At 42.0% G+C, this 20,370-nt stretch carries 14 protein-coding genes; all 14 read left to right on the top strand.

Annotated elements, in window-relative coordinates:
* Positions 1–15 precede the first annotated feature (15 nt).
* The 14 genes from NBH06_RS00515 (at position 16) to NBH06_RS00580 (ending at position 20,370) form a co-directional block, all read left to right on the top strand.
* Positions 16–3,447 (top strand): TonB-dependent receptor, encoded by a 3,432-nt coding sequence (locus tag NBH06_RS00515; RefSeq protein ID WP_250792234.1) that lies wholly within the window; start codon positions 16–18, stop codon positions 3,445–3,447.
* Positions 3,448–3,460: 13 nt separating this feature from the next.
* On the top strand, positions 3,461–4,990 hold the full coding sequence (locus NBH06_RS00520; RefSeq protein WP_250792236.1) for a RagB/SusD family nutrient uptake outer membrane protein: 1,530 nt from the start codon (positions 3,461–3,463) through the stop codon (positions 4,988–4,990).
* Between the two features lie 59 nt (positions 4,991–5,049).
* Complete coding sequence (locus NBH06_RS00525) at positions 5,050–6,519, top strand: DUF4832 domain-containing protein (RefSeq protein WP_250792238.1); 1,470 nt, start codon at positions 5,050–5,052, stop codon at positions 6,517–6,519.
* A gap of 27 nt (positions 6,520–6,546) precedes the next feature.
* Positions 6,547–7,644, top strand: coding sequence for an FISUMP domain-containing protein (locus NBH06_RS00530; RefSeq protein WP_046410334.1), 1,098 nt, complete (start codon positions 6,547–6,549; stop codon positions 7,642–7,644).
* Positions 7,645–7,722: 78 nt separating this feature from the next.
* Complete coding sequence (locus NBH06_RS00535) at positions 7,723–9,090, top strand: glycoside hydrolase family 27 protein (protein WP_250792240.1); 1,368 nt, start codon at positions 7,723–7,725, stop codon at positions 9,088–9,090.
* A 10-nt stretch (positions 9,091–9,100) separates the two neighbouring features.
* Positions 9,101–10,642 carry a DUF4091 domain-containing protein gene (locus NBH06_RS00540; RefSeq protein ID WP_250792242.1) on the top strand — a complete coding sequence of 514 codons (1,542 nt, stop codon included), beginning with the start codon at positions 9,101–9,103 and terminating at the stop codon, positions 10,640–10,642.
* 10 nt (positions 10,643–10,652) lie between these two features.
* Complete coding sequence (locus tag NBH06_RS00545) at positions 10,653–12,164, top strand: DUF4091 domain-containing protein (RefSeq protein WP_250792244.1); 1,512 nt, start codon at positions 10,653–10,655, stop codon at positions 12,162–12,164.
* A 27-nt stretch (positions 12,165–12,191) separates the two neighbouring features.
* Entirely contained in the window at positions 12,192–13,367 is a 1,176-nt protein-coding gene (locus tag NBH06_RS00550; protein WP_195554814.1) for a LamG domain-containing protein, read from the top strand.
* A gap of 117 nt (positions 13,368–13,484) precedes the next feature.
* Positions 13,485–14,822, top strand: coding sequence for a sigma-54-dependent transcriptional regulator (locus NBH06_RS00555; RefSeq protein WP_195342561.1), 1,338 nt, complete (start codon positions 13,485–13,487; stop codon positions 14,820–14,822).
* Positions 14,823–15,121: 299 nt separating this feature from the next.
* Positions 15,122–15,202, top strand: a complete 81-nt coding sequence (kdpF, locus tag NBH06_RS13505) for a K(+)-transporting ATPase subunit F (RefSeq protein WP_083855828.1) — start codon at positions 15,122–15,124, stop codon at positions 15,200–15,202.
* A 22-nt stretch (positions 15,203–15,224) separates the two neighbouring features.
* Complete coding sequence (kdpA, locus tag NBH06_RS00565) at positions 15,225–16,931, top strand: potassium-transporting ATPase subunit KdpA (protein WP_250792247.1); 1,707 nt, start codon at positions 15,225–15,227, stop codon at positions 16,929–16,931.
* A 16-nt stretch (positions 16,932–16,947) separates the two neighbouring features.
* Positions 16,948–18,981, top strand: a complete 2,034-nt coding sequence (kdpB, locus tag NBH06_RS00570) for a potassium-transporting ATPase subunit KdpB (protein ID WP_008860747.1) — start codon at positions 16,948–16,950, stop codon at positions 18,979–18,981.
* A gap of 11 nt (positions 18,982–18,992) precedes the next feature.
* Positions 18,993–19,568, top strand: coding sequence for a K(+)-transporting ATPase subunit C (locus tag NBH06_RS00575; protein ID WP_250792249.1), 576 nt, complete (start codon positions 18,993–18,995; stop codon positions 19,566–19,568).
* 106 nt (positions 19,569–19,674) lie between these two features.
* Positions 19,675–20,370, top strand: a complete 696-nt coding sequence (locus tag NBH06_RS00580) for a hypothetical protein (RefSeq protein ID WP_229033601.1) — start codon at positions 19,675–19,677, stop codon at positions 20,368–20,370.

Here is a 20,370-nt window from a genome sequence, read left to right on the forward strand (position 1 = left end):
TCAAACTAATTTATCATGAAAAGGCACAAAATTCATCACTTCGCCGACATTGTCGGGAGATGCAAGAAAGGCATAATCCCATTTTTATTATGCTTCGTCTTTATGGGATACGGACAAAACATATCTGTCAACTTCCCGAATATAACAGTAGAAAGAGCTTTGGAAATTCTTCGGAATCAAGAAGGGTATTCTTTCTCTGTCAAAACAAATGATGTAAACTTACGACAAAAAGTCAATGCCGATTTGCAAAACCAACCTATCGAAAAGGTATTGGAAACCATATTCCAAAACCAACCGGTTTCTTTCGAAATAGAAGGTAAAATGGTAAGAATCATTAAAGCCCCTGAAAAAGATTCGAAACAAACAGGAAGCACAGCCGAAAGCAAAAAAATCTCCGGTAGAGTAACCGATAAACAAGGTGAACCACTCATCGGGGTAAGTATCATTGCAAAAGGAGCTAACAAAGGCACGATAACCAATATAGACGGGTATTATTCTTTAACTGTACCCGACAAATCGGTTATACAATTCTCTTATGTAGGCTACGATACCCAAGAACTAAAATTAGGAAAAGGGAATATATTGAACGCCACCCTACAAGAAAAGATAAATGACCTCGACGAAGTGGTCGTTATCGGATATGGCAGTATGAAAAAAAGTGACCTGACAGGAGCTGTTACCTCGGTAAAAACCGAAGACCTTCCGATGGCAGCCAACACATCGATCTCTCACATGTTATCGGGAAAAGCCGCCGGGATAACATCGGTTCAAAACAGCGCACAACCGGGTGGCGGCGTCACTCTACGTATACGAGGCGAAGCATCTACCGGAGCCGGAAACGAACCTTTATACATCATCGACGGATTTCCAGTAGGAGGATCCCAAGTCGAACCGGCAGTAGACAACAGATATAGCGATTTCGGGTCTCGTAATCCTCTGAACTCTATCAACCCCAACGACATCGAATCCATAGAGATTCTAAAAGATGCTTCTTCCACGGCTATTTACGGAGCAAGAGCTGCGAACGGTGTTATCATCATTACGACTAAAAAGGGACGCGAGGGAAAACCCGTTGTCAATTACAGCGCAAACTATGGCGTCCAACAAATTGCCAACAAGACGGAAATGATGACAGCCGAAGAATTCATGACCGAAGCCAACAAATTCGCCAAAGAGCAATGGCTCTATAACAACAGAGTATATCCATACGGAAATACGAACCCATCGTCGATAAAAGACCCCATCGTCTATCCTTATGACGCAAAAGATATAAAAAATGCGGGGAAAGGAACCGACTGGTATGACTTAATTACCAGAGAAGGTATGATTCACCAACACAATTTATCGGTATCTGGCGGAACTTCCAACCTGAAATACATGGCATCATTCAACTTCTTCGATCAAAACGGAGTTGTTAGAAACAGCGACTTCACCCGCTATACCGGACGTCTGAACATCGAACATCAAATAAATAAAATATTCAAATACGGAATCAATGCGACTCAAAGTTACATCAAGTCCTCGAATGTTCCATTGGGAACAGAAGACTTCGAAAACTCTGGATTGATAAACTCGGCTATGTCGTACGACCCGACGACACCTGTCAGAGACAAAAACGGGGATTATGCGCAAAGCGATCGAATGACTACTGTACCCAATCCTGTTTCCATGCTCGAAATAGATGACTATACACAAACTAAAAGATTATTGGTGAACGCTTTTCTTCAAGCAGAAATTATAAAAGGATTGGTTGCGAAAATCAATATAGGATTCGATGACCAAAACGGTGTAAGAAATTCCTACATACCCACTACTACATTATACGGTAAGCAAGAAGGAGGAAAAGCCAGCAAAAGTATGGCACAGCAATTCGACCGCTTGTTAGAAGCAACCGTAAACTATAATTTCAATATTGCAAAAGCGCACAAGTTCAATATTTTAGCAGGATATTCCTATCAAGATTTCAACAATGAAGGATTCTCTGCCGCCAATTCACAATTTTTCACCGATATATTCAAATACAACTCACTGGCTTCCGGAGAAGCAGCCCGCCCCACGGTAGCTTCCAACAAGTCAAAAACTATGTTCATCTCCTACTTCGGTCGAATAAATTATAACTTGTTCGATAAATATCTTTTCACTCTCACTGCTCGTGTCGATGGCTCAAACCGATTCGGTGAAAACAATCGATACGGAATATTCCCGTCGGGAGCATTTGCATGGCGTATCAAACAGGAAGACTTTTTAAAAGACGTCGACTTCCTCTCCGACTTAAAAATGAGAATAAGTTTAGGTCAGACGGGTAACAGTGAAATCGGGAATAACGCCTTTGAATACTATACGGCAGCATGGCAACAATATGTGTTTGGCAATTCGATTAACACCGGAACGGCAAAATCGCAAATCGCCAACCCAGATTTAAAATGGGAAACAACAACCGAATTTAACTTCGGTTTGGATTTCGGATTCTTCAACCAACGGTTAAGTGGTACATTCGAATATTTTAAAAAAGAAGTGAAAGACCTTTTGGGTTACCGCTCGCTAAAATCATTCATGGAAGTATCTACGGTAGCCGCCAACATCGGAAAAACTCAAAGTACCGGTATAGAAATCTCCTTGAAAAGCCGAAATTTTACAGGAGAATTCAAATGGGACACTGAACTTAATTTCACCCGATATGTAGACCGTTGGAAAGAGCGTAATCCCGAAGACGAACTAAGCCCTTGGCAAAAAGCGAATGATCCCATTCGAGCTCACTACGGATACCTATCCGACGGAGTTCTGGGTATAGACGAGACACCTCCCGCTTCCATGCCCAACCTGCTGCCCGGTGAATATAAAATAAAAGACATAAACGGTTATCTCCGAGACGACTTCGGGAACCTTATACCCGATGAAAACGGAAACGTTCAATACACAGATGCCCCGGACGGGATTATCGATGAAGCGGATATCGTATTATTGGGAACATACGATCCAGGCTTCTCAATCGGATTTGGAAATACATTCGAATACAAAGGCTTCGATCTGAATATATTCTTTTACGGCATGTTCGACCGAATCGTCAACAACGCCACGCGTGGAAAATTCTCCATTCCCAATATTCGTTTTATTCTAAACGGACAAAACATGATGAAAGAAATATCCGAACGTTGGTCTAGTGAAAACCCACACAGCAAATATCCGTCTGGATTCGTAAGCCAATACCCGCAGCCATCTGATTATCTGTGGGAAGACGCTTGGTTCATACGCTGTAAAAATATCACTCTGGGTTATACACTTCCTCAAAAATGGATACGGAAAGTATTTTCCAGAGCCCGGATTTTTGCAGATGTTTCAAATCCCTTCGTAATTACACCTTACTCTGGCAATGACCCGGAAACCGATTTCAAAGCCGGTTACCCCAATCAACGTACCTATTCTTTTGGAGTGGACATAACCTTTTAATCCTATATGAATTATGAAAACTAAAAATATATTTTTCTCCTCGCTGTTTCTCATAGCAGCATATTCGTGCTCTTTGGAAAACGAAACTTATGATCAACTTGGCTCCGATAACGTGATGACTACCGAAAACGATGTCAAAGCTGCTGTCACCGGGATATACCACGAACTACGTGGCGGAGGCTGGGATCGCTATAATTGTGCATGGGGTTCTCTACTAACTATGCAAATCGGTTGTACCGATGAATGTGACTGCAACTGGGTATGGGACAAACAACTCGATTTTCTGTGGACTGCTGAAACAACCGATTTAGGGCAATTTTATACCGGACTAGTTCCCGCTGTTACCAAAGCGACCTCTCTGCTGGAACGCATGCGAAAAATATCTATATCCGCTCCAATAAAACGCAGATATATGGCCGAAGTCCGATGTCTCAGAGCTATGTGGGCATATGATCTATATGATCTCTACGGAACAGTACCATTAATTACCGATCCAGATATAGCCCTCGATCCTCAAAAAGCCCAATCTTATATGCCAGAACGGCCCTCGATAGAATGGTATGTCAACTTCATAGACACTGAATTAAAAGAAGCAGAAGAAAATTTGAAACCGGCCAGTCTGCTCGCGGCAAGCGAATACGGGAGAATGACCAAAGGTATCGCTCAAATGTATATGTTGAAACTCTATATGCATGAAGCCGGTCAAGAACGCCACTATCGAAACGACGAAGGCAAAGCTATGATGTGGTGGAATCGGGTAGATTCGATTACCGAAGTCATGATAAAAGACGGAGAATACTCCCTGCAAAAAGATTACATGTCAATATGGTCTCCTTCGAATCAAAGGAACAGCGAAGTAATTTTCCCAATACCCAATTTCCCCGAAGGCGGCTTAGGAAACTGTTTCCTCGCACATGCATTACCCGCCGATTATGTATCGCAAAACGGAATAGCATTGACTAAATGGGGAGGTTTCCTTGTTCCCTGGGATTTTTACGACACCTATGATCCCAAAGACAAACGGAGAAATGCTTTGTTGGCGACCTATTGGAATGGAAAAAAGATGGTCGACCGCCGTACTGAATACACGGGTAAACCGGGTGCTGTTCCAATGAAATACCAAGAAAATCCTAGCACGACAGGGCAATGGGATGCCAGCGAATACGTAATAAACCGATATGCCGAAGTAATATTGGCCAGAGCCGAAGCTCTGAACGAAATATACGGTCCGACCCAAGAGGCCAAAGACCTCGTTCATGAAATACGGGAACGAGCATTCGATAATTACAAAGGCAGCAAATACGAAAAAGAGATAAATGATATAACCGATAAAGATGCATTCAGAGCACACCTATTAAAAGAAAGAGGTTGGGAGTTTTGTTGGGAAGGCATGCGTCGCCCCGATTTGATTCGTCATGGAGAACTAATATCCAATGCCATTGATCGTGGCAAGCTTATGGCCGAACCCAAACACATTCTATATGCAATACCACAATCGGTAATTTATGAAAATCCAAATCTCAAAAATAACGAAGGTTTTTAGTTATGAACAAATTAAATTTTAAATATCTGTTTCCTAATTTATTCCTATTTTGTATCTGCATGAACCTTACAGCGTGCAGTGAAAAGAACAGTAGCGGAGACAATTTACAATCGGGAGATGAAATAATCTCGTTCGAACCCGACCTGGATACACTTATCCGCAATCCAGCATCGGGTTGGACTTTATACGACGATGCAAACGACTACGTCGCACAAGCGAATACCTATTGGAATCAACAGGGAGCCGCAGCAGAAAAATATGCTTCTATTTTCTATTGGCGTTCCCGATGGTCTGAGCTCGAACCAGAAGAAGGTAAATACGCATGGGAACATGACGAGAATTTCAAAGCGCTCATTCAAGGCGCCCTTGACCGAGGATTGAAATTGGCATTCAGAGTTTACATCGACGGACAAGACAATATTCATAACGGTACTCCCGACTTCGTAAGAGAGGCCGGAGCCAAAGGTTATGCAGTCCATAAGCTCTGGGACCCTGCAAATGAAAACAACAACTGGACTCCCTATGCCGACGACCCCGTCTTTCAGGAAAAATTCGGGAATTTTATCCGTGCTTTCGCCAAAGAATTCGACAATCCCAAACAAGTAGATTTTATCGACGCTTACAATTTAGGCTGGTGGGGCGAAGGGCATCACGTACAATATTTGAACAACAATAATAAATTCAAAGTATATCAATGGATTACAGACCTATATGCCAAGAATTTCAAAAATGTTTTGCTTGTCGTGAACTTTGGAACAGAAATAGGATTCGAATATGAAAAACGATTGGCTATCGACAAACACGATTTTTTGACTCGCCGCGACGGAATCGGCAGTTATTGGTTCCAAGATGCAGAAGTCAATATCATCAACTCGCTTTTCCCACAAAAAGCATTCATAGCTGAAGGCTGCTATTGGGGAGGAAATTCCGACAGCTATCAACCGTGGAACACCGATCCGCTTTATGCCGACAAATTCAAATCATGGTCCGACTTTTATGCTCAGGCTTATAAAGACGCTATACGAGGACATGCCAATACACTCGATTTGAGAGAGGCTACCGAAACCAGAGGTTGGATAACCCACGCCAAAGATTTGGTAAAAGACTTCATTAGTAACGGTGGATACAGATTAACCCCTATCCAAATAGAATATCCAGTATCGGTACAAATGGGAAATACATTATCCATAAAGCATATATGGCGAAATAGCGGGGTAGGCGTATGTCCCAACAATAACAAAAGATGGAACTATAAATATAAAGTTTCATTTGCCCTACTCGATCCCGAAAGCCATGAAATAAAACAACGGATCACCGATGAAAACGCAGAACCGTCGGCATGGATAAAAGGAACCGATAAAACGTATAAAACCAGCGAATCTTTAATTGTCCCAGCCGGACAATACATATTGGCAGTTGCCATTACAGACGATACCCAAAATCAAAAACCGGGATTGAATCTTGCCGTAAAAAACGGGAAATTCATAAACGACTGGCTACAAATCGGTACTATACAAATCACTAAATAATTCATCAACCCTAAAAACACAATTACAATGAAAAAATCACTTTTTTATTTAGCAGCAACACTACTCATTGCTACGACCTCATGTTCCGAAGACAACAATGACGATGCCCCCAAAGGGCAAGAGAGCAACATTACACTATACGCTCCCGACGATTTGGAAGAGTTTGATCTTTTGTACGAAAATCCCACACGAAAACTGAAATTCGAATGGGAAGGCGATAAAGAAGGGGCTACATACGCTCTTATATTCAGCCTCGATGAAGAGATGAACAACATCGAAAGAATTGATATCGGAACCGAAATGTACACATCTCTCACCCATCAAGACCTCGACGACTTACTCGGTAAACTGGGCGTAGGCGAATACAAAAGAGGTGAATTATATTGGGCGGTCGAAAGTGAAAACGAAGGAACCTTGTCCCGCAGCGAAATTCGCAGCATGAAATTGTTCCGTTTTTATAAACCTTTCATCGATCCTCGTGACAACGAAGAATATCGCGTATGTCGTGTTTTCGATCCCATATCCGAAGATTATGCCGTATGGTTGGCCGACAATTTAAGAGCAACGACCTATTCCGACGGAACTCCTCTTGGAGAAAATGATGTAAAATTCTATACTCCCCAAGAAGGAGAAGACGAATCTTGGACAAAAGTTTTCGGAGGGTATTACACATGGACCGCCACCATGCGGGGCACTCGTGGAGCAGAAGAAGGTGAAAAAATTCAAGGTATAGCGCCCGAAGGTTGGCACATACCGACTAAAACTGAATGGGACTTCTTAATCAATGCTTGCGGTGACCCCACTATGCCCGCCACCATATTAAAAGAAAAAAGCTATTGGGATCCTAATGCCGGAGATGTCGGTATGAACTCTATCGGATTCAATATGGCTGGGACTGGATACATTTGGAGCATACCTGAAAACGATGTAATAGAAGCCTTTGCCAATACCTATTTCTGGACCTCGACAGCTCCCAAAGACGGAGATGTGTACCCGTGGAATCCCGATCCCGTAAACTTCCCCAATCAGGGAGTAACATACGGATTCACACTTAACGATTCAGGAGCCGCCCTTTATCCTTACGACAGGAACAGAGGATATAGTGTCCGCTGCGTATTAGATTAAACTATTGCTATACGTTATTGCCGGATCCTTCGGCAATAACGTATAACATACTTATCCTAACCCCGATAACTGAATATCATGAACATCAAAACCTCAATTGCAATAGGGCTACTCATACTCCTACTTTGTTCTAATTGCACCAACGTCAACAAAACCAACCAACCGGAATCCACCGCAATATTAGCCGAACGCCCACCGATGGGTTGGAACAGCTGGATATGCTTTGGAACTTCTGTAACAGAAGACGAAGTTAAAGCCAATGCCGACTTCATGGCCGAAAATCTGAAAAAATACGGTTGGGAATACATTGTTATCGATGCCGGTTGGTATGCACCCGGCATGGAGACTTTGGAGCAATATGAATCGTCAACGCCACATCAAATCATCGACAAATTCGGACGCCTCATCGTCGATACGGAAAAATTCCCATCTGCAAAAAACGGAGAAGGGTTGAAACCTCTCGCCGATTATCTGCATAGCAGAGGCTTAAAATTGGGTATACACATCATGAGAGGTATTCCCATTCAAGCGGTCGAAGCTAATACTCCCATAAAAGGGACATCATATCGAGCACGAGACATTGTCAATACCGATTCTCGATGCAAATGGTATTTCGGATTTTATGGGATAGACATGAGTAAGCCCGGAGCTCAGGAATACTACGATTCGCTTTTCGAACTTTATGAATCATGGGGAATAGACTATATAAAGGCCGACGATTTACTATCTCCCATTTATGCACACGACGAAATAGAAGCGATAACCAAAGCCGCAAGAAAAAGAAAAAGGCCCTTTGTCCTGAGCCTTTCTCCCGGCCCTGCCCCTGTCGAGAACATAAAACATTTGCAAAGCGTAGCCCAACTATGGCGCATTTCCGAAGACTTCTGGGACGACTGGGAGGCTCTGAAAGAACAATTTCCACTTTGCCGGAAATGGCAAAAGTATATTTGTAAAGGGCACTGGCCCGACGCCGATATGCTCCCCATAGGCCCAATGGCACAAAGAGCCATGAGAGGGACTCCCCGAATGAGTAATTTTACACCAGACGAACAATACACAATGCTCACACTATGGGCCATGTTTAGATCCCCTCTGATGATTGGCTGTAATCTACCCGAAATAGACGATTTCACGCTAAACTTGATTACAAATAAAGAGGTACTTGACATTAATCAATATTCCAAAGGAAATAAAGAATTGTTCGATCGAAATGGAATAATCGCTTGGTATGCTCAAAGCGAAGACGAATTGACCCACTATATCGCCATATTTAACACTACCGATAAAGATATAGAATCTTACACCTTTCCACTACAAACCATAAATTATATCGGAGACGGTCACATCACCGATTTGTGGAAAAACGAATCAATGGAAATCAAAAATAACTCAGTCTCGTTTTCTGTTCCTGCGCATGGCGTAAAACTGATTAAACTAACTAAATAGTCTTGTAGGTATGAAATCATCACATTTTTATTATATAATACTATTCTCGTTTTTACTTGCCGCCTGTAAAGACGACGGGCCGGGTGAAAAAGAAAATTCGGACAACGACGTTCCCTCCGTAGCGACCAATACTTGGCTATTAAACAGTCTGGATAACATAGAAAATTATTCCAACTCGGATCCAGAAAACCGATACGATATAAATATGGTTCGTAACGAATACGAAAGTGTACAGCTCGTTATACAAACCGATAGTAAAAAAAGTCTGAAAATAGAACGTATCGGCAACAACGATGCCATTGAATTTCAATGTCGGAAACTGGAAGCTTTCAACGGGAAATACGATGTTCTGATTCCTTGCGATAACGAAATAGAACCCGACGACAAAGTAGTGCGAGCTTGGCTCACTTTTAAAGTCAAGTCCGAAGCCGAGGCTAAACGACATAAAGAAATCATACGATTCAAAACCGATGACAAAGAATATGCCGTAGCTATATCGATTAATGTCGTTAACGCCTCTTTGCCAGAAACTCCATCTATTGCCTCGGTATTCGGAATCAACCCTCAAAACTTCATATTCACCGGTCTATCGGAAGAACAAAAAATAGAAAAGCGCAAAGCAGCTTCGGATCTTTTATTGGAATATCGCATATCACCCTACTTTTCCACATGGCTGAGCGGAACGATGAAAACTGAATGTTTCTCCTCGCCATACGCATGGAATGACGATCGCACCTGGGAATACTTGGCAGACAAACGTTTTAACCGTATTGCCTTGCCATCGCATGGGTTATCCGACGGTGAGTTAGAGATGATGCTGAATAAAGCTCGCAAAACCGGATTGCTAAACAAAGCATTTTTCTATGTATGGGACGAACCTACAAAGACCGATGAATATGAACAGATCAAAACTCTTTCGGATCGCATTCATCGATATGCACCGGAAGCCAAAGTGCTCACTACATTCTATTGCGGCCCTACCGACGGAGAACACAAAGACGATTTATTCGCCGTATTCGACATTCTAAATGGAGCGACATCTATTTATTGTACTGGCGTATGGGCGTTGCAGGATAATGAAAATCGCTCGGAGCAATGCAAAGCCAAATTAAAATCAGGACAAGAATGGTGGAGCTACGTGTGCATGTCCAACACTCCGGGGCTTGCCTCAAATTCTACCGCTATCGGTAACAGGGCGACCATGTGGCGTAATTATAAAGAACAAAATTCCGGATTCCTATATTGGGTCGTCAACGGATTCGCCAGCGTTTATCCCCTCAGACCTCGCCCTGAACTGCCCGAAGGAGACGGGATACTCATCTATCCCGGTGAATCGTTCGGCACAAACAAAATTTGTACCTCTGTCCGGTTGGAACGATGGCGCGATGGAGCCGAAGATTACGACATGCTGGTCTTGTACGAAAAAAAACTCGGACGATCGGCCGCCTTATCTCTTCTCAACAACGTCTATAAGAGTCCCTCGAACTACACAGATCAAAGCAAATACGCATTGGCTCTACGTAAAAATTTAATTGAAAACATCACAGAATAAATATTTCGATATGCAACATCACCTTTTCTATCGGCTTCTCATCATAAGCTGTACATTCTTTTTAATCTCTTGTCAACAAACAATCGAATGTTACCTTATACCTTCGACCGACAAAGCATCTGATTTTCATAAAGTTCAACCCCAAAATTCCGGCACGTTATTCCTCGCTAAAAATGAAGCGGAACATATCCAAATCGTTTTCAAAGGCTGTCCAGGAGAAACTTATAAAATACATCGAAACGGAAATGACGACAATTCTATCCGATATAGTTGTCGGCAAATCAAATCGGTATATGGATTCGACGATGCCTTAGTCCCCATAGATGGAGAACAAATTACTTTAAATGACTCTATCGCTAAACTATGGATTACATTCCGTACGGCCGAGTCGATCCGACCGGGGAAATACGAAGAACAAATTTCGATCGATGGTAACGGAAAACGGCAAAAAATAAAAATCGATCTGCAAGTGTACGACACGGCATTACCCTCGACACCTTCGTTACCAGCAGCATTCGGTATCATAGAAAAGAATCTCATCGACTCGACTTCGAAAGAACAAACTTTGCAAAACAAACTGGAATGGGCAGAATTATGCCTTGATTATCGCATGAATCCCTATTTCTCCACATGGTTGGCCAACAGCATGAAACATGAGGCATCTTCATCTCCGTGGAAATGGAACGACAAGCGAACAGTTCCTTTCCTATCGGACAAACGATTCAATCGGTTCGCTGTCCCCTACCACTCTCTGTCATACAACGAATTGGACAGCTTGTTGCAGCGATTAAAACAAACCGATTTACTCGATAAATCCTACTTCTACTTATGGGACGAACCTGCTTATATGAAAGAATATCACCTCATCGGTCAATATTCCCAAGAAATACACAAGCTCATGCCCGAAGCAAAGGTCCTCACGACCTTTTACTGTGGACCGAAAGACGGGAAATACAAAGACCGGTTGTTTTCCGTATTCGACCTTTGGCGAGGAGACACTCAAATTTTCAGTATGAGCGCTTGGGCTTTACAAGCGAACGAAGCCAACGCAGACACATGCCGTTCTCTTCTCCGAGGCAATGAAGAATGGTGGACTTATGTCTGCATGGGCCCCGGAGAAGAGCAGCCCAATCTATTGCTCACGATGGACGGATACCAGCATCGAGCTGTATTATGGCGCAGCTGGAAAGAGCGTACCACCGGATTCCTATATTGGGCAGTCAATGCCTATGCCGAATCCGACACATTGGCTTTTCGCAAAGACCTCCCCGAGGGCGACGGTGTGCTGATTTACCCCGGCCAATATTTCAACAGCACAAGCCCCGTAGTATCAATACGAATGGAACGTTGGAGAGACAGTATGGAAGACTATGAATACCTTGCCAAGCTCGAAAAGAAAATAGGAAGAGCCAAAAGCGAAACCCTTTTCCAATCTATATACCAATCGCCCGAAAAATACTCAAAAAACAACGCAGAAATAGAAAAATTCAGAAAATCCATTTTAGAAATTCTCAGTAAATAATTCTTTAATCATTTAAATTTCAAATCTATGAAAACAATTACTTCATTCAAAATCGCAGGTTTAATAACAGCCTGTCTTTTTGCAGCTATGCCTACAAAAGCGGACATCGGAGCTATTTCTTTCAAAACATCGGCTGCCGGTATGAATGCGTTAGAAACAACAATCGGGTCTAATCAAATGACTTTAGAAACATGGTTATATATAGACAATAGTACCGGATTTTTCGCTAGCAATATGCACAACGACAAGGGATTCGCATTAGGATTCGACGGGTGGTTTAAATTTCAGTTGGACGGAGCATCTATATGGATCGATCCTACTTCTTGGAAAGAGAACTGGACTCACATCGCTTGTGTCGCCGACGGAAGTCAGATGATTGTCTATGTTAACGGTGAAGTAGCCGGAACACAGGAGAATACAACAGGATATAATACGGAAGCCGATGGAAAGCCTCTTTTTTTGGGAACTGCTCCGTGGGGCAATCCTTGCAATTGCAAAATGGCAGACTTTCGACTTTGGAGTGTAGCCCGCACAGCAGAAGAAATAAAAAATAATTATCAGAAACAAATAGAACCGTCCACGACAGGACTGATTAAAAATTTCAATTTCGCAGAAGGTAATGGAGACCACACGGCCAACTTAGCAGAGCCCGAAGGTAATCAAGCATGGTGTATGGGCACTATCGATACCGATTACAGTTGGGAAACAGTAGCGCAGACTCCTACGAATCTACGGACAGAAAATCAAACCGAAAATTCATTCGACATTTTATGGGACGGAACCGACGGTAACACATGGAGTGTCGAATTATCTGCCAATGGACAAGTTGTCGACACGAAAACCAGACTTACCGAAAAGAAGGCCAGTTTCTCTAATCTCGATAAAAAAGATTACACAGTACGTGTAAAGGCACATTCGTTTATGGAAACTGCATTCTCCGATGCTTTCTCGGTCAATCTATCTACCTCCTCGGCCATAACCAATATTCATAAAAATATTTCTATTGTCAGACACAATAACGCAATCCAAATTGACGGCATTCAAACTGGAAAATTGATTTCGATATATACCGATCAAGGCATTTTGAGCCGACAAATTTCAGCCGAACACGAGACAACGGTTCTCAGTATAGAAGGATTCCCTCATGGCATATATTTCATCTCCATAGAAGGATACGGTCCGACATTTAAAATTGCTCTTTAATAAATCTTCCATAAACTATAAAGGCGGGAACATGCAATGTCTCGCCTTTTCTGTATCTGCTTTTTCGGAACAAAAATATATCCTATCTTTGCACGCATGAGTAAGAATGAGAATATTATGAATAAGGTTCTAATCATCGACGATGAACCACAGATAAGACAGTTATTAGCCCGCATTTTAGGGCTGGAAGGATATGAAGTTTTACAGGCAGGAGACTGTAAAGCGGCAGTAAAACAAATGGAGTATTCTCCCAATGTTATCTTATGCGATGTTTTTCTCCCCGACGGGAATGGTGTAGATTTCATAAAAACAATAAAAAAAATATCGCCCGAATCGGAAATCATTTTATTAACAGCCCACGGAAATATACCCGACGGGGTACAAGCCATAAAAAACGGAGCTTTCGACTACATAACCAAAGGTGACGACAATAACAAAATTATTCCTCTGATTAGTCGGGCTATGGAAAAAGCTCGAACTAACGGAGTAAAAAATCGTCCCGAAAAAGAAACCTTTCAGCAATATTCATTCAATTCTATTCTTGGTCAGTCAAAGCCTTTGCTGGAAGCTATCGCGTTGGCACGAAAAGTGGCATCAACCGATGTACCGGTTCTTTTAACCGGAGAGACCGGTACAGGAAAGGAAGTTTTCGCCCAAGCGATTCACCACGAGAGCAAACGAAATAAAGGAAATTTCGTTGCAATAAATTGTTCGGCATTTAGCAAAGAACTCTTGGAAAGCGAAATATTCGGACATAAAGCAGGCTCCTTTACCGGAGCCTTGAAAGACAAAAAGGGACTTTTCGAAGAGGCTCACAACGGAACGATATTTTTAGATGAAATCGGAGAGATGGCGATAGAGTTGCAAGCCAAGTTGCTTCGAGTATTAGAAACCGGAGAATATATCAAAATAGGTGAAACCAAACCGACATCTGTAAATGTTCGTATCATTGCAGCAACCAACCGAAACTTGCCGGAAGAAATAAATGCAGGGCATTTCAGGGAGGATTTGTTTTATCGGCTGTCAGTTTTCCAAATCCATTTACCGCCGTTGAGAGAACGTCCGGGAGATATTAGGCTTCTAACCGAAGCGTTTGTACAATCCTTATCCGAAAAAATGACCCATTCCTCGAAAACGGTTTCCAAAGCATTCATCGACATGCTCGAACAACAAGAATGGAAAGGCAATGTGCGTGAACTCAGAAACGTTATCGAAAGGAGTCTTATTGTTTGTGAAAGTGATGAGTTACACCCCGAAGATTTACCCATAGAAATACAAAATGCAGCTTTTAAGGAAAAAAGCTGCAATAATAGTGGTTTCGAATTATCGGCTATGGAAAAACGCCACATCGCCCGAGTACTGGACTATACGAACGGCAATAAAACCGAAACTGCAAAACTCCTAAAAATAGGACTTACCACTTTATATCGAAAAATAGAAGAATATAAACTCTAATTCTTTTCAAAATAATACACAACCCTACCAAAATGAAAAGGGAGTATCTGGTGAACAGATACTCCCTTTTCATTTACAATACTAATTATGAATCAATTAAAATATTCAAAAACAATATTGGCACAACTTTGGCATACCCCAAACCGAAAAAAATAATTTAGTATTCACTTAAAAAAATGTAACATGGAATTTGACGCATTAGGTTTTGGAGTTTGTATACTCAGTGGAATTGCCTGTTTCTGGCTCTTCTATAAGTGCATAGACTGGTTTGAAAAAATTTAATTAAAAGGAGATTTAACATGTACACTGCATTATTTATTATCAGCGTAATTATGTTCGGGTATCTGATGTATGTATTAGTAAAACCCGAAAAGTTTTAGTCATTTATAAAGATTAAACACAATGAATACAGAGATATTAGGTGTTATTGCACAAATTGTCCTGATGGTCGTACTCGCCTACCCCATCGGGAAATACATTTCAAAGGTTTTCAAAGGTAAGAAAGTTTGGTCGGACTTCATGACTCCCATCGAAAAAATCATGTACAAACTGGGAGGTGTCGATCCAACAGAAGAGATGAGCTGGAAACAATTCCTGAAAGCATTGCTCGTGATAAACCTCTTTTGGTTTTTCTGGGGAATGATATTATTAGTTTCTCAGGGAGCACTGCCCCTAAATCCAGACGGCAATTTAGGACAGTCTGTTCATCAGGCATTCAACACATGTATCAGCTTCCTCGTGAATTGTAACTTACAACATTATAGCGGAGAGAGTGGGCTAAGCTATCTCACCCAGTTATTCGTTATCATGCTGTTCCAATTCATTACCGCTGCAACCGGTATGGCGGCAATGGCAGGTATCATGAAAGCATTGGCCGCTAAAACGACCAAAACAATTGGAAACTTCTGGTACTTCTTAGTAAGGAGCTGTACCCGTGTTTTATTTCCTATTTGCCTCGTTATCGGATTCATACTGATTATAGAAGGGACCCCTATGGGCTTTGACGGAAAGATGGAAGTGACTACAATAGAAGGACAAACACAATATGTATCGCAAGGTCCTACTGCGGCGATAGTTCCCATCAAACAATTAGGTACGAATGGAGGTGGATACTTCGGAGTAAATTCATCGCACCCTCTTGAAAATCCTACCTATCTCACTAATATGATAGAATGTTGGGCCATATTGATTTTACCTATGGCTATGGTATTCGCTTTTGGGTTTTACCTTAAACGAAAGAAATTAGCATACAGTATTTTCGGAATAATGCTATTTGCTTACTTAGCCGGGGTATGGATAAATGTATCCCAAGAAACAGGTGGCAACCCGCGCATCGGCGCAATGGGTATAGCACAAGACAACGGTGCTATGGAAGGAAAAGAAGTCCGACTGGGTTCTGCTGCTACGGCGCTTTGGAGCGTGACAACCACCGTTACTTCCAACGGCTCTGTAAACGGTATGCATGACTCTACCATGCCTCTCTCCGGCATGATCGAAATGCTGAACATGCAAATCAATACATGGTTCGGTGGTGTAGGTGTAGGTTGGATGAACTACTTTACTTTTATCATTATCGCCGTATTTATCAGTGGATTGATGGTTGGTCGTACTCCCGAATTCCTCGGCAAAAAAATAGAAGCTCGAGAAATGAAAATCGCTACGATCGTTGCCTTGTTACACCCATTTGTCATCTTAGTAGGAACCTCATTAGCGGCCTATTTATATGTCCATGCACCTTCCTTTGTCGAAAACGAAGGCGGTTGGTTGAATAACCCGGGATTCCACGGACTAAGCGAAATGCTTTATGAATTTACTTCCTGTGCCGCCAATAATGGTTCCGGGTTCGAAGGTTTGGGCGATAATACATGGTTCTGGAACTACTCTTGCGGTATAGTATTGATACTCAGCCGATACCTTCCCATCGTAGGACAAGTTGCCATTGCAGGATTATTGGCCAACAAGAAATATGTACCAGAAAGTGCAGGAACCTTAAAAACCGATACCATTACTTTCGGTGTCATGACCTTCGCTGTCATCTTTATCGTTGCAGCTCTGTCATTCTTCCCGGTTCAAGCATTAAGTACTATTGCAGAACATTTCAGCTTATAATAACAGAACGATAGATATGAAAAATAATAAATCAGCTTCTTTGTTTGAAAAAGAGCAAGTTTTAACGAGCTTAAAACAATCATTCGTTAAATTGAATCCCCGAATCATGGTGAAAAACCCTATCATGTTCACGGTAGAAGTTTGTACAGCCATTATGTTCCTTGTGATGATTTATTCCATCTTTGACAACGCTCAAGGTTCATTCGTGTACAATGCATGGGTTTTTGTTATCTTGTTTATCACACTATTATTCGCCAACTTCGCCGAAGCTATCGCTGAGGCCCGAGGCAAAGCACAAGCCGATAGTTTGAGAAAAACCCGCGAAGAAACTCCGGCAAAACTACTTGTCAATGGACAAATAAAAACGACAAGTAGCTCTCAACTGAAAAAAGGTGATGTATTTATCTGTGAAGCAGGTGATACCATACCAGCCGATGGTGAAATCATAAACGGATTGGCTTCTATCGACGAAAGTGCGATTACCGGAGAAAGTGCTCCTGTAATTCGAGAAGCCGGTGGTGACAAAAGTTCAGTGACCGGTGGAACAAAAGTCCTTTCGGATCGCATCGAAGTACTTGTTACACAACAACCGGGAGAAAGTTTCTTGGACAAAATGATTGCTCTCGTCGAAGGCGCTTCCAGACAAAAAACTCCTAACGAAATTGCGCTGACAATTCTTTTAGCCGGCTTCACATTGGTATTCTTAATCGTATGTGTAACCCTTAAACCGTTTGCCGACTATACAGGAACCGTTATTACAATAGCATCTTTCTTATCGTTATTTGTCTGCCTTATCCCGACGACAATCGGAGGTTTGCTTTCAGCTATCGGTATAGCAGGAATGGATAGAGCTCTGAGAGCAAATGTAATTACCAAATCGGGAAAAGCAGTAGAAACTGCCGGAGATATCGATACTCTCCTTTTGGATAAAACAGGAACTATTACAATCGGAAACCGTAAAGCTACCCATTTCTATCCCGCCAACGGTTTGGAAAATCATGCTTTCGCCGAAATTTGTATGATGTCGTCTCTATCCGATGAAACTCCCGAGGGTAAATCTATCGTAGAACTGGCTCGTGAATCGGGTTTAAGAGTACATAACTTGAATACAACCGGTAGCAAACTTATCAAATTCAGTGCCGAAACAAAATGTTCCGGTGTAGATTTAGCAGACGGTACTCGGATTAGAAAAGGGGCAGCAGAAGCTATTCGAAAAATTGCTCAAAACGCAGGCTACGAAATTCCACAAGATTTGGAAAATCGTATCACAGAGATTTCAAAAAATGGAGGAACCCCTCTTGTAGTTAGCGTCAATGAAAAACCTGCCGGTGTCATAGAATTACAAGATGTTATCAAACCGGGAATACAGGAACGATTCGAACGGTTGCGTAAAATGGGAGTTAAAACAGTCATGGTTACCGGGGATAACCCATTAACGGCCAAATACATTGCAGAAAAAGCCGGTGTAGATGACTTCATCGCAGAAGCCAAACCCGAAGACAAGATGAATTACATCAAGAAAGAACAAAGTGCCGGTAAACTGGTAGCCATGATGGGCGACGGAACCAACGATGCTCCTGCTTTGGCCCAAGCGAATGTTGGTGTAGCTATGAATAGTGGAACTCAGGCAGCCAAAGAAGCTGGAAACATGGTAGACTTGGACAACGATCCGACGAAATTAATCGAAATTGTAGAAATCGGGAAACAATTATTAATGACTCGCGGAACCCTTACCACATTCTCCATCGCCAATGATGTCGCAAAATACTTTGCTATTATTCCGGCTCTATTCATGATAGCCGTACCAGAATTAGCTTCACTGAACATTATGGGATTACATAGCCCCGAAAGTGCTATTCTATCGGCCATTATTTTCAATGCAATCATTATTCCCATTTTGATTCCATTGGCTTTAAGAGGTGTTCAATACAAGCCTATCGGAGCTTCGGCTTTACTCCGCCGCAACCTGCTCATTTACGGACTAGGTGGTATAATAGCTCCATTCGTCGGCATTAAACTCATAGATTTAGTAATAGGATTATTCTTTTAATAAAAGCAACAATGAAAAACTTCATAAAATCAATCAGGCTAACATTAGTTTTCTGCCTTTTCTTCTCAGTATTTTATATACTGATATTATGGATATTCGCCCAATTCGCAGGGCCAAACTCTGGAAACGCCGAGGTTGCGACCTTAGACGGAAAAGTAGTGGGTGCAGCCAATGTAGGGCAAGTCTTCACCGAAGACATCTATTTCTGGGGCCGTCCCTCTTGTGCCGGAGATGGATATGATGCCAGTAGTTCTTCTGGTAGCAACAAAGGACCTACGAACGAAGAATACTTGGCAGAAGTAGAAACTCGTATCGACACTTTCTTGGTACACCACCCTTATTTGGAACGTAAAGATGTACCGGCCGAAATGGTCACAGCCAGTGGTTCTGGACTCGACCCTGATATCACGCCAGAAAGCGCATACGTACAAGTAAAGCGTGTTGCCGCAGCCAGAAATATGGACGAAGCTACCGTGAAAGAGATAGTAGACCAAACAATCGAAAAACCATTTTTAGGATTATTCGGAACAGAGAAAGTAAACGTATTAAAATTGAACATTAATTTAGAAAATTATGAAAACAAATAAGAACATTTCAGCAATAGCTATCATGAAAAAGAAACAATCAATAGATAAAGAAGGAGCCAGACTCATCAGAGCATTGATAATCATTTCGATTATAGGGCTCCTTGCCATGTTTACCAATAAAGCATCTGCCCAAGTACGATTCAATGTACAAGGAGATTTAGTCAGTTCCTATGTGTGGAGAGGTATGTATCAAACAGGTGCTAGTATTCAACCGACTTTGAGTTTCAGTGTTGAAAACCTATCGTTGACGGCATGGGGATCCACCGACTTCGATGGTTACCGGAATGGTAATATTCCCTCTGCGAATAAAGAACTTGATTTGACTCTGGCTTATACCTTCCCCAAATTGGGACTAACAGTTTCGGTTGCCGATATGTGGTGGGCCGGACAAGGAGCTGGAAAATATTTCGATTTCAATAACAAGACGACAGCTCATCATTTCGAAGCAAGTCTTGCTTATGTACTTCCGGTAGAAAAATTTCCTCTTTCGATCGCATGGTACACCATGTTTGCCGGTATGGATAAAAATGAAAAAGGCGATAAAAACAACTACTCGTCTTATGTAGAACTCAATTATCCGTTCAGTGTAAAATCGGTCGATCTCAATGTAACATGTGGTATAGTACCTTATAAAGCACCACAATACTATACCAACGGATTTGCCGTTACTAATGTAGCATTGAAAGGAAGCTACGCAATTAAAATCACAGATTCGTTCTCCCTTCCGATATTTTCACAAGTAATATGGAACCCTCGTATGGAAGATGCTCATATCGTATTCGGAATCACTCTTAAACCATAA

The organism is Barnesiella sp. B2-R-119 (assembly GCF_023656675.1).
GTDB lineage: Bacteria > Bacteroidota > Bacteroidia > Bacteroidales > Barnesiellaceae > Barnesiella > Barnesiella intestinihominis.

Coding starts and splice junctions, on each gene's coding strand:
- NBH06_RS00515 (WP_250792234.1), top strand. CDS start 16: ATGAAAAGGCACAAAATTCATCACTTCGCCGACATTGTCGGGAGATGC.
- NBH06_RS00520 (WP_250792236.1), top strand. CDS start 3,461: ATGAAAACTAAAAATATATTTTTCTCCTCGCTGTTTCTCATAGCAGCA.
- NBH06_RS00525 (WP_250792238.1), top strand. CDS start 5,050: ATGAACCTTACAGCGTGCAGTGAAAAGAACAGTAGCGGAGACAATTTA.
- NBH06_RS00530 (WP_046410334.1), top strand. CDS start 6,547: ATGAAAAAATCACTTTTTTATTTAGCAGCAACACTACTCATTGCTACG.
- NBH06_RS00535 (WP_250792240.1), top strand. CDS start 7,723: ATGAACATCAAAACCTCAATTGCAATAGGGCTACTCATACTCCTACTT.
- NBH06_RS00540 (WP_250792242.1), top strand. CDS start 9,101: ATGAAATCATCACATTTTTATTATATAATACTATTCTCGTTTTTACTT.
- NBH06_RS00545 (WP_250792244.1), top strand. CDS start 10,653: ATGCAACATCACCTTTTCTATCGGCTTCTCATCATAAGCTGTACATTC.
- NBH06_RS00550 (WP_195554814.1), top strand. CDS start 12,192: ATGAAAACAATTACTTCATTCAAAATCGCAGGTTTAATAACAGCCTGT.
- NBH06_RS00555 (WP_195342561.1), top strand. CDS start 13,485: ATGAATAAGGTTCTAATCATCGACGATGAACCACAGATAAGACAGTTA.
- kdpF (WP_083855828.1), top strand. CDS start 15,122: ATGTACACTGCATTATTTATTATCAGCGTAATTATGTTCGGGTATCTG.
- kdpA (WP_250792247.1), top strand. CDS start 15,225: ATGAATACAGAGATATTAGGTGTTATTGCACAAATTGTCCTGATGGTC.
- kdpB (WP_008860747.1), top strand. CDS start 16,948: ATGAAAAATAATAAATCAGCTTCTTTGTTTGAAAAAGAGCAAGTTTTA.
- NBH06_RS00575 (WP_250792249.1), top strand. CDS start 18,993: ATGAAAAACTTCATAAAATCAATCAGGCTAACATTAGTTTTCTGCCTT.
- NBH06_RS00580 (WP_229033601.1), top strand. CDS start 19,675: ATGTTTACCAATAAAGCATCTGCCCAAGTACGATTCAATGTACAAGGA.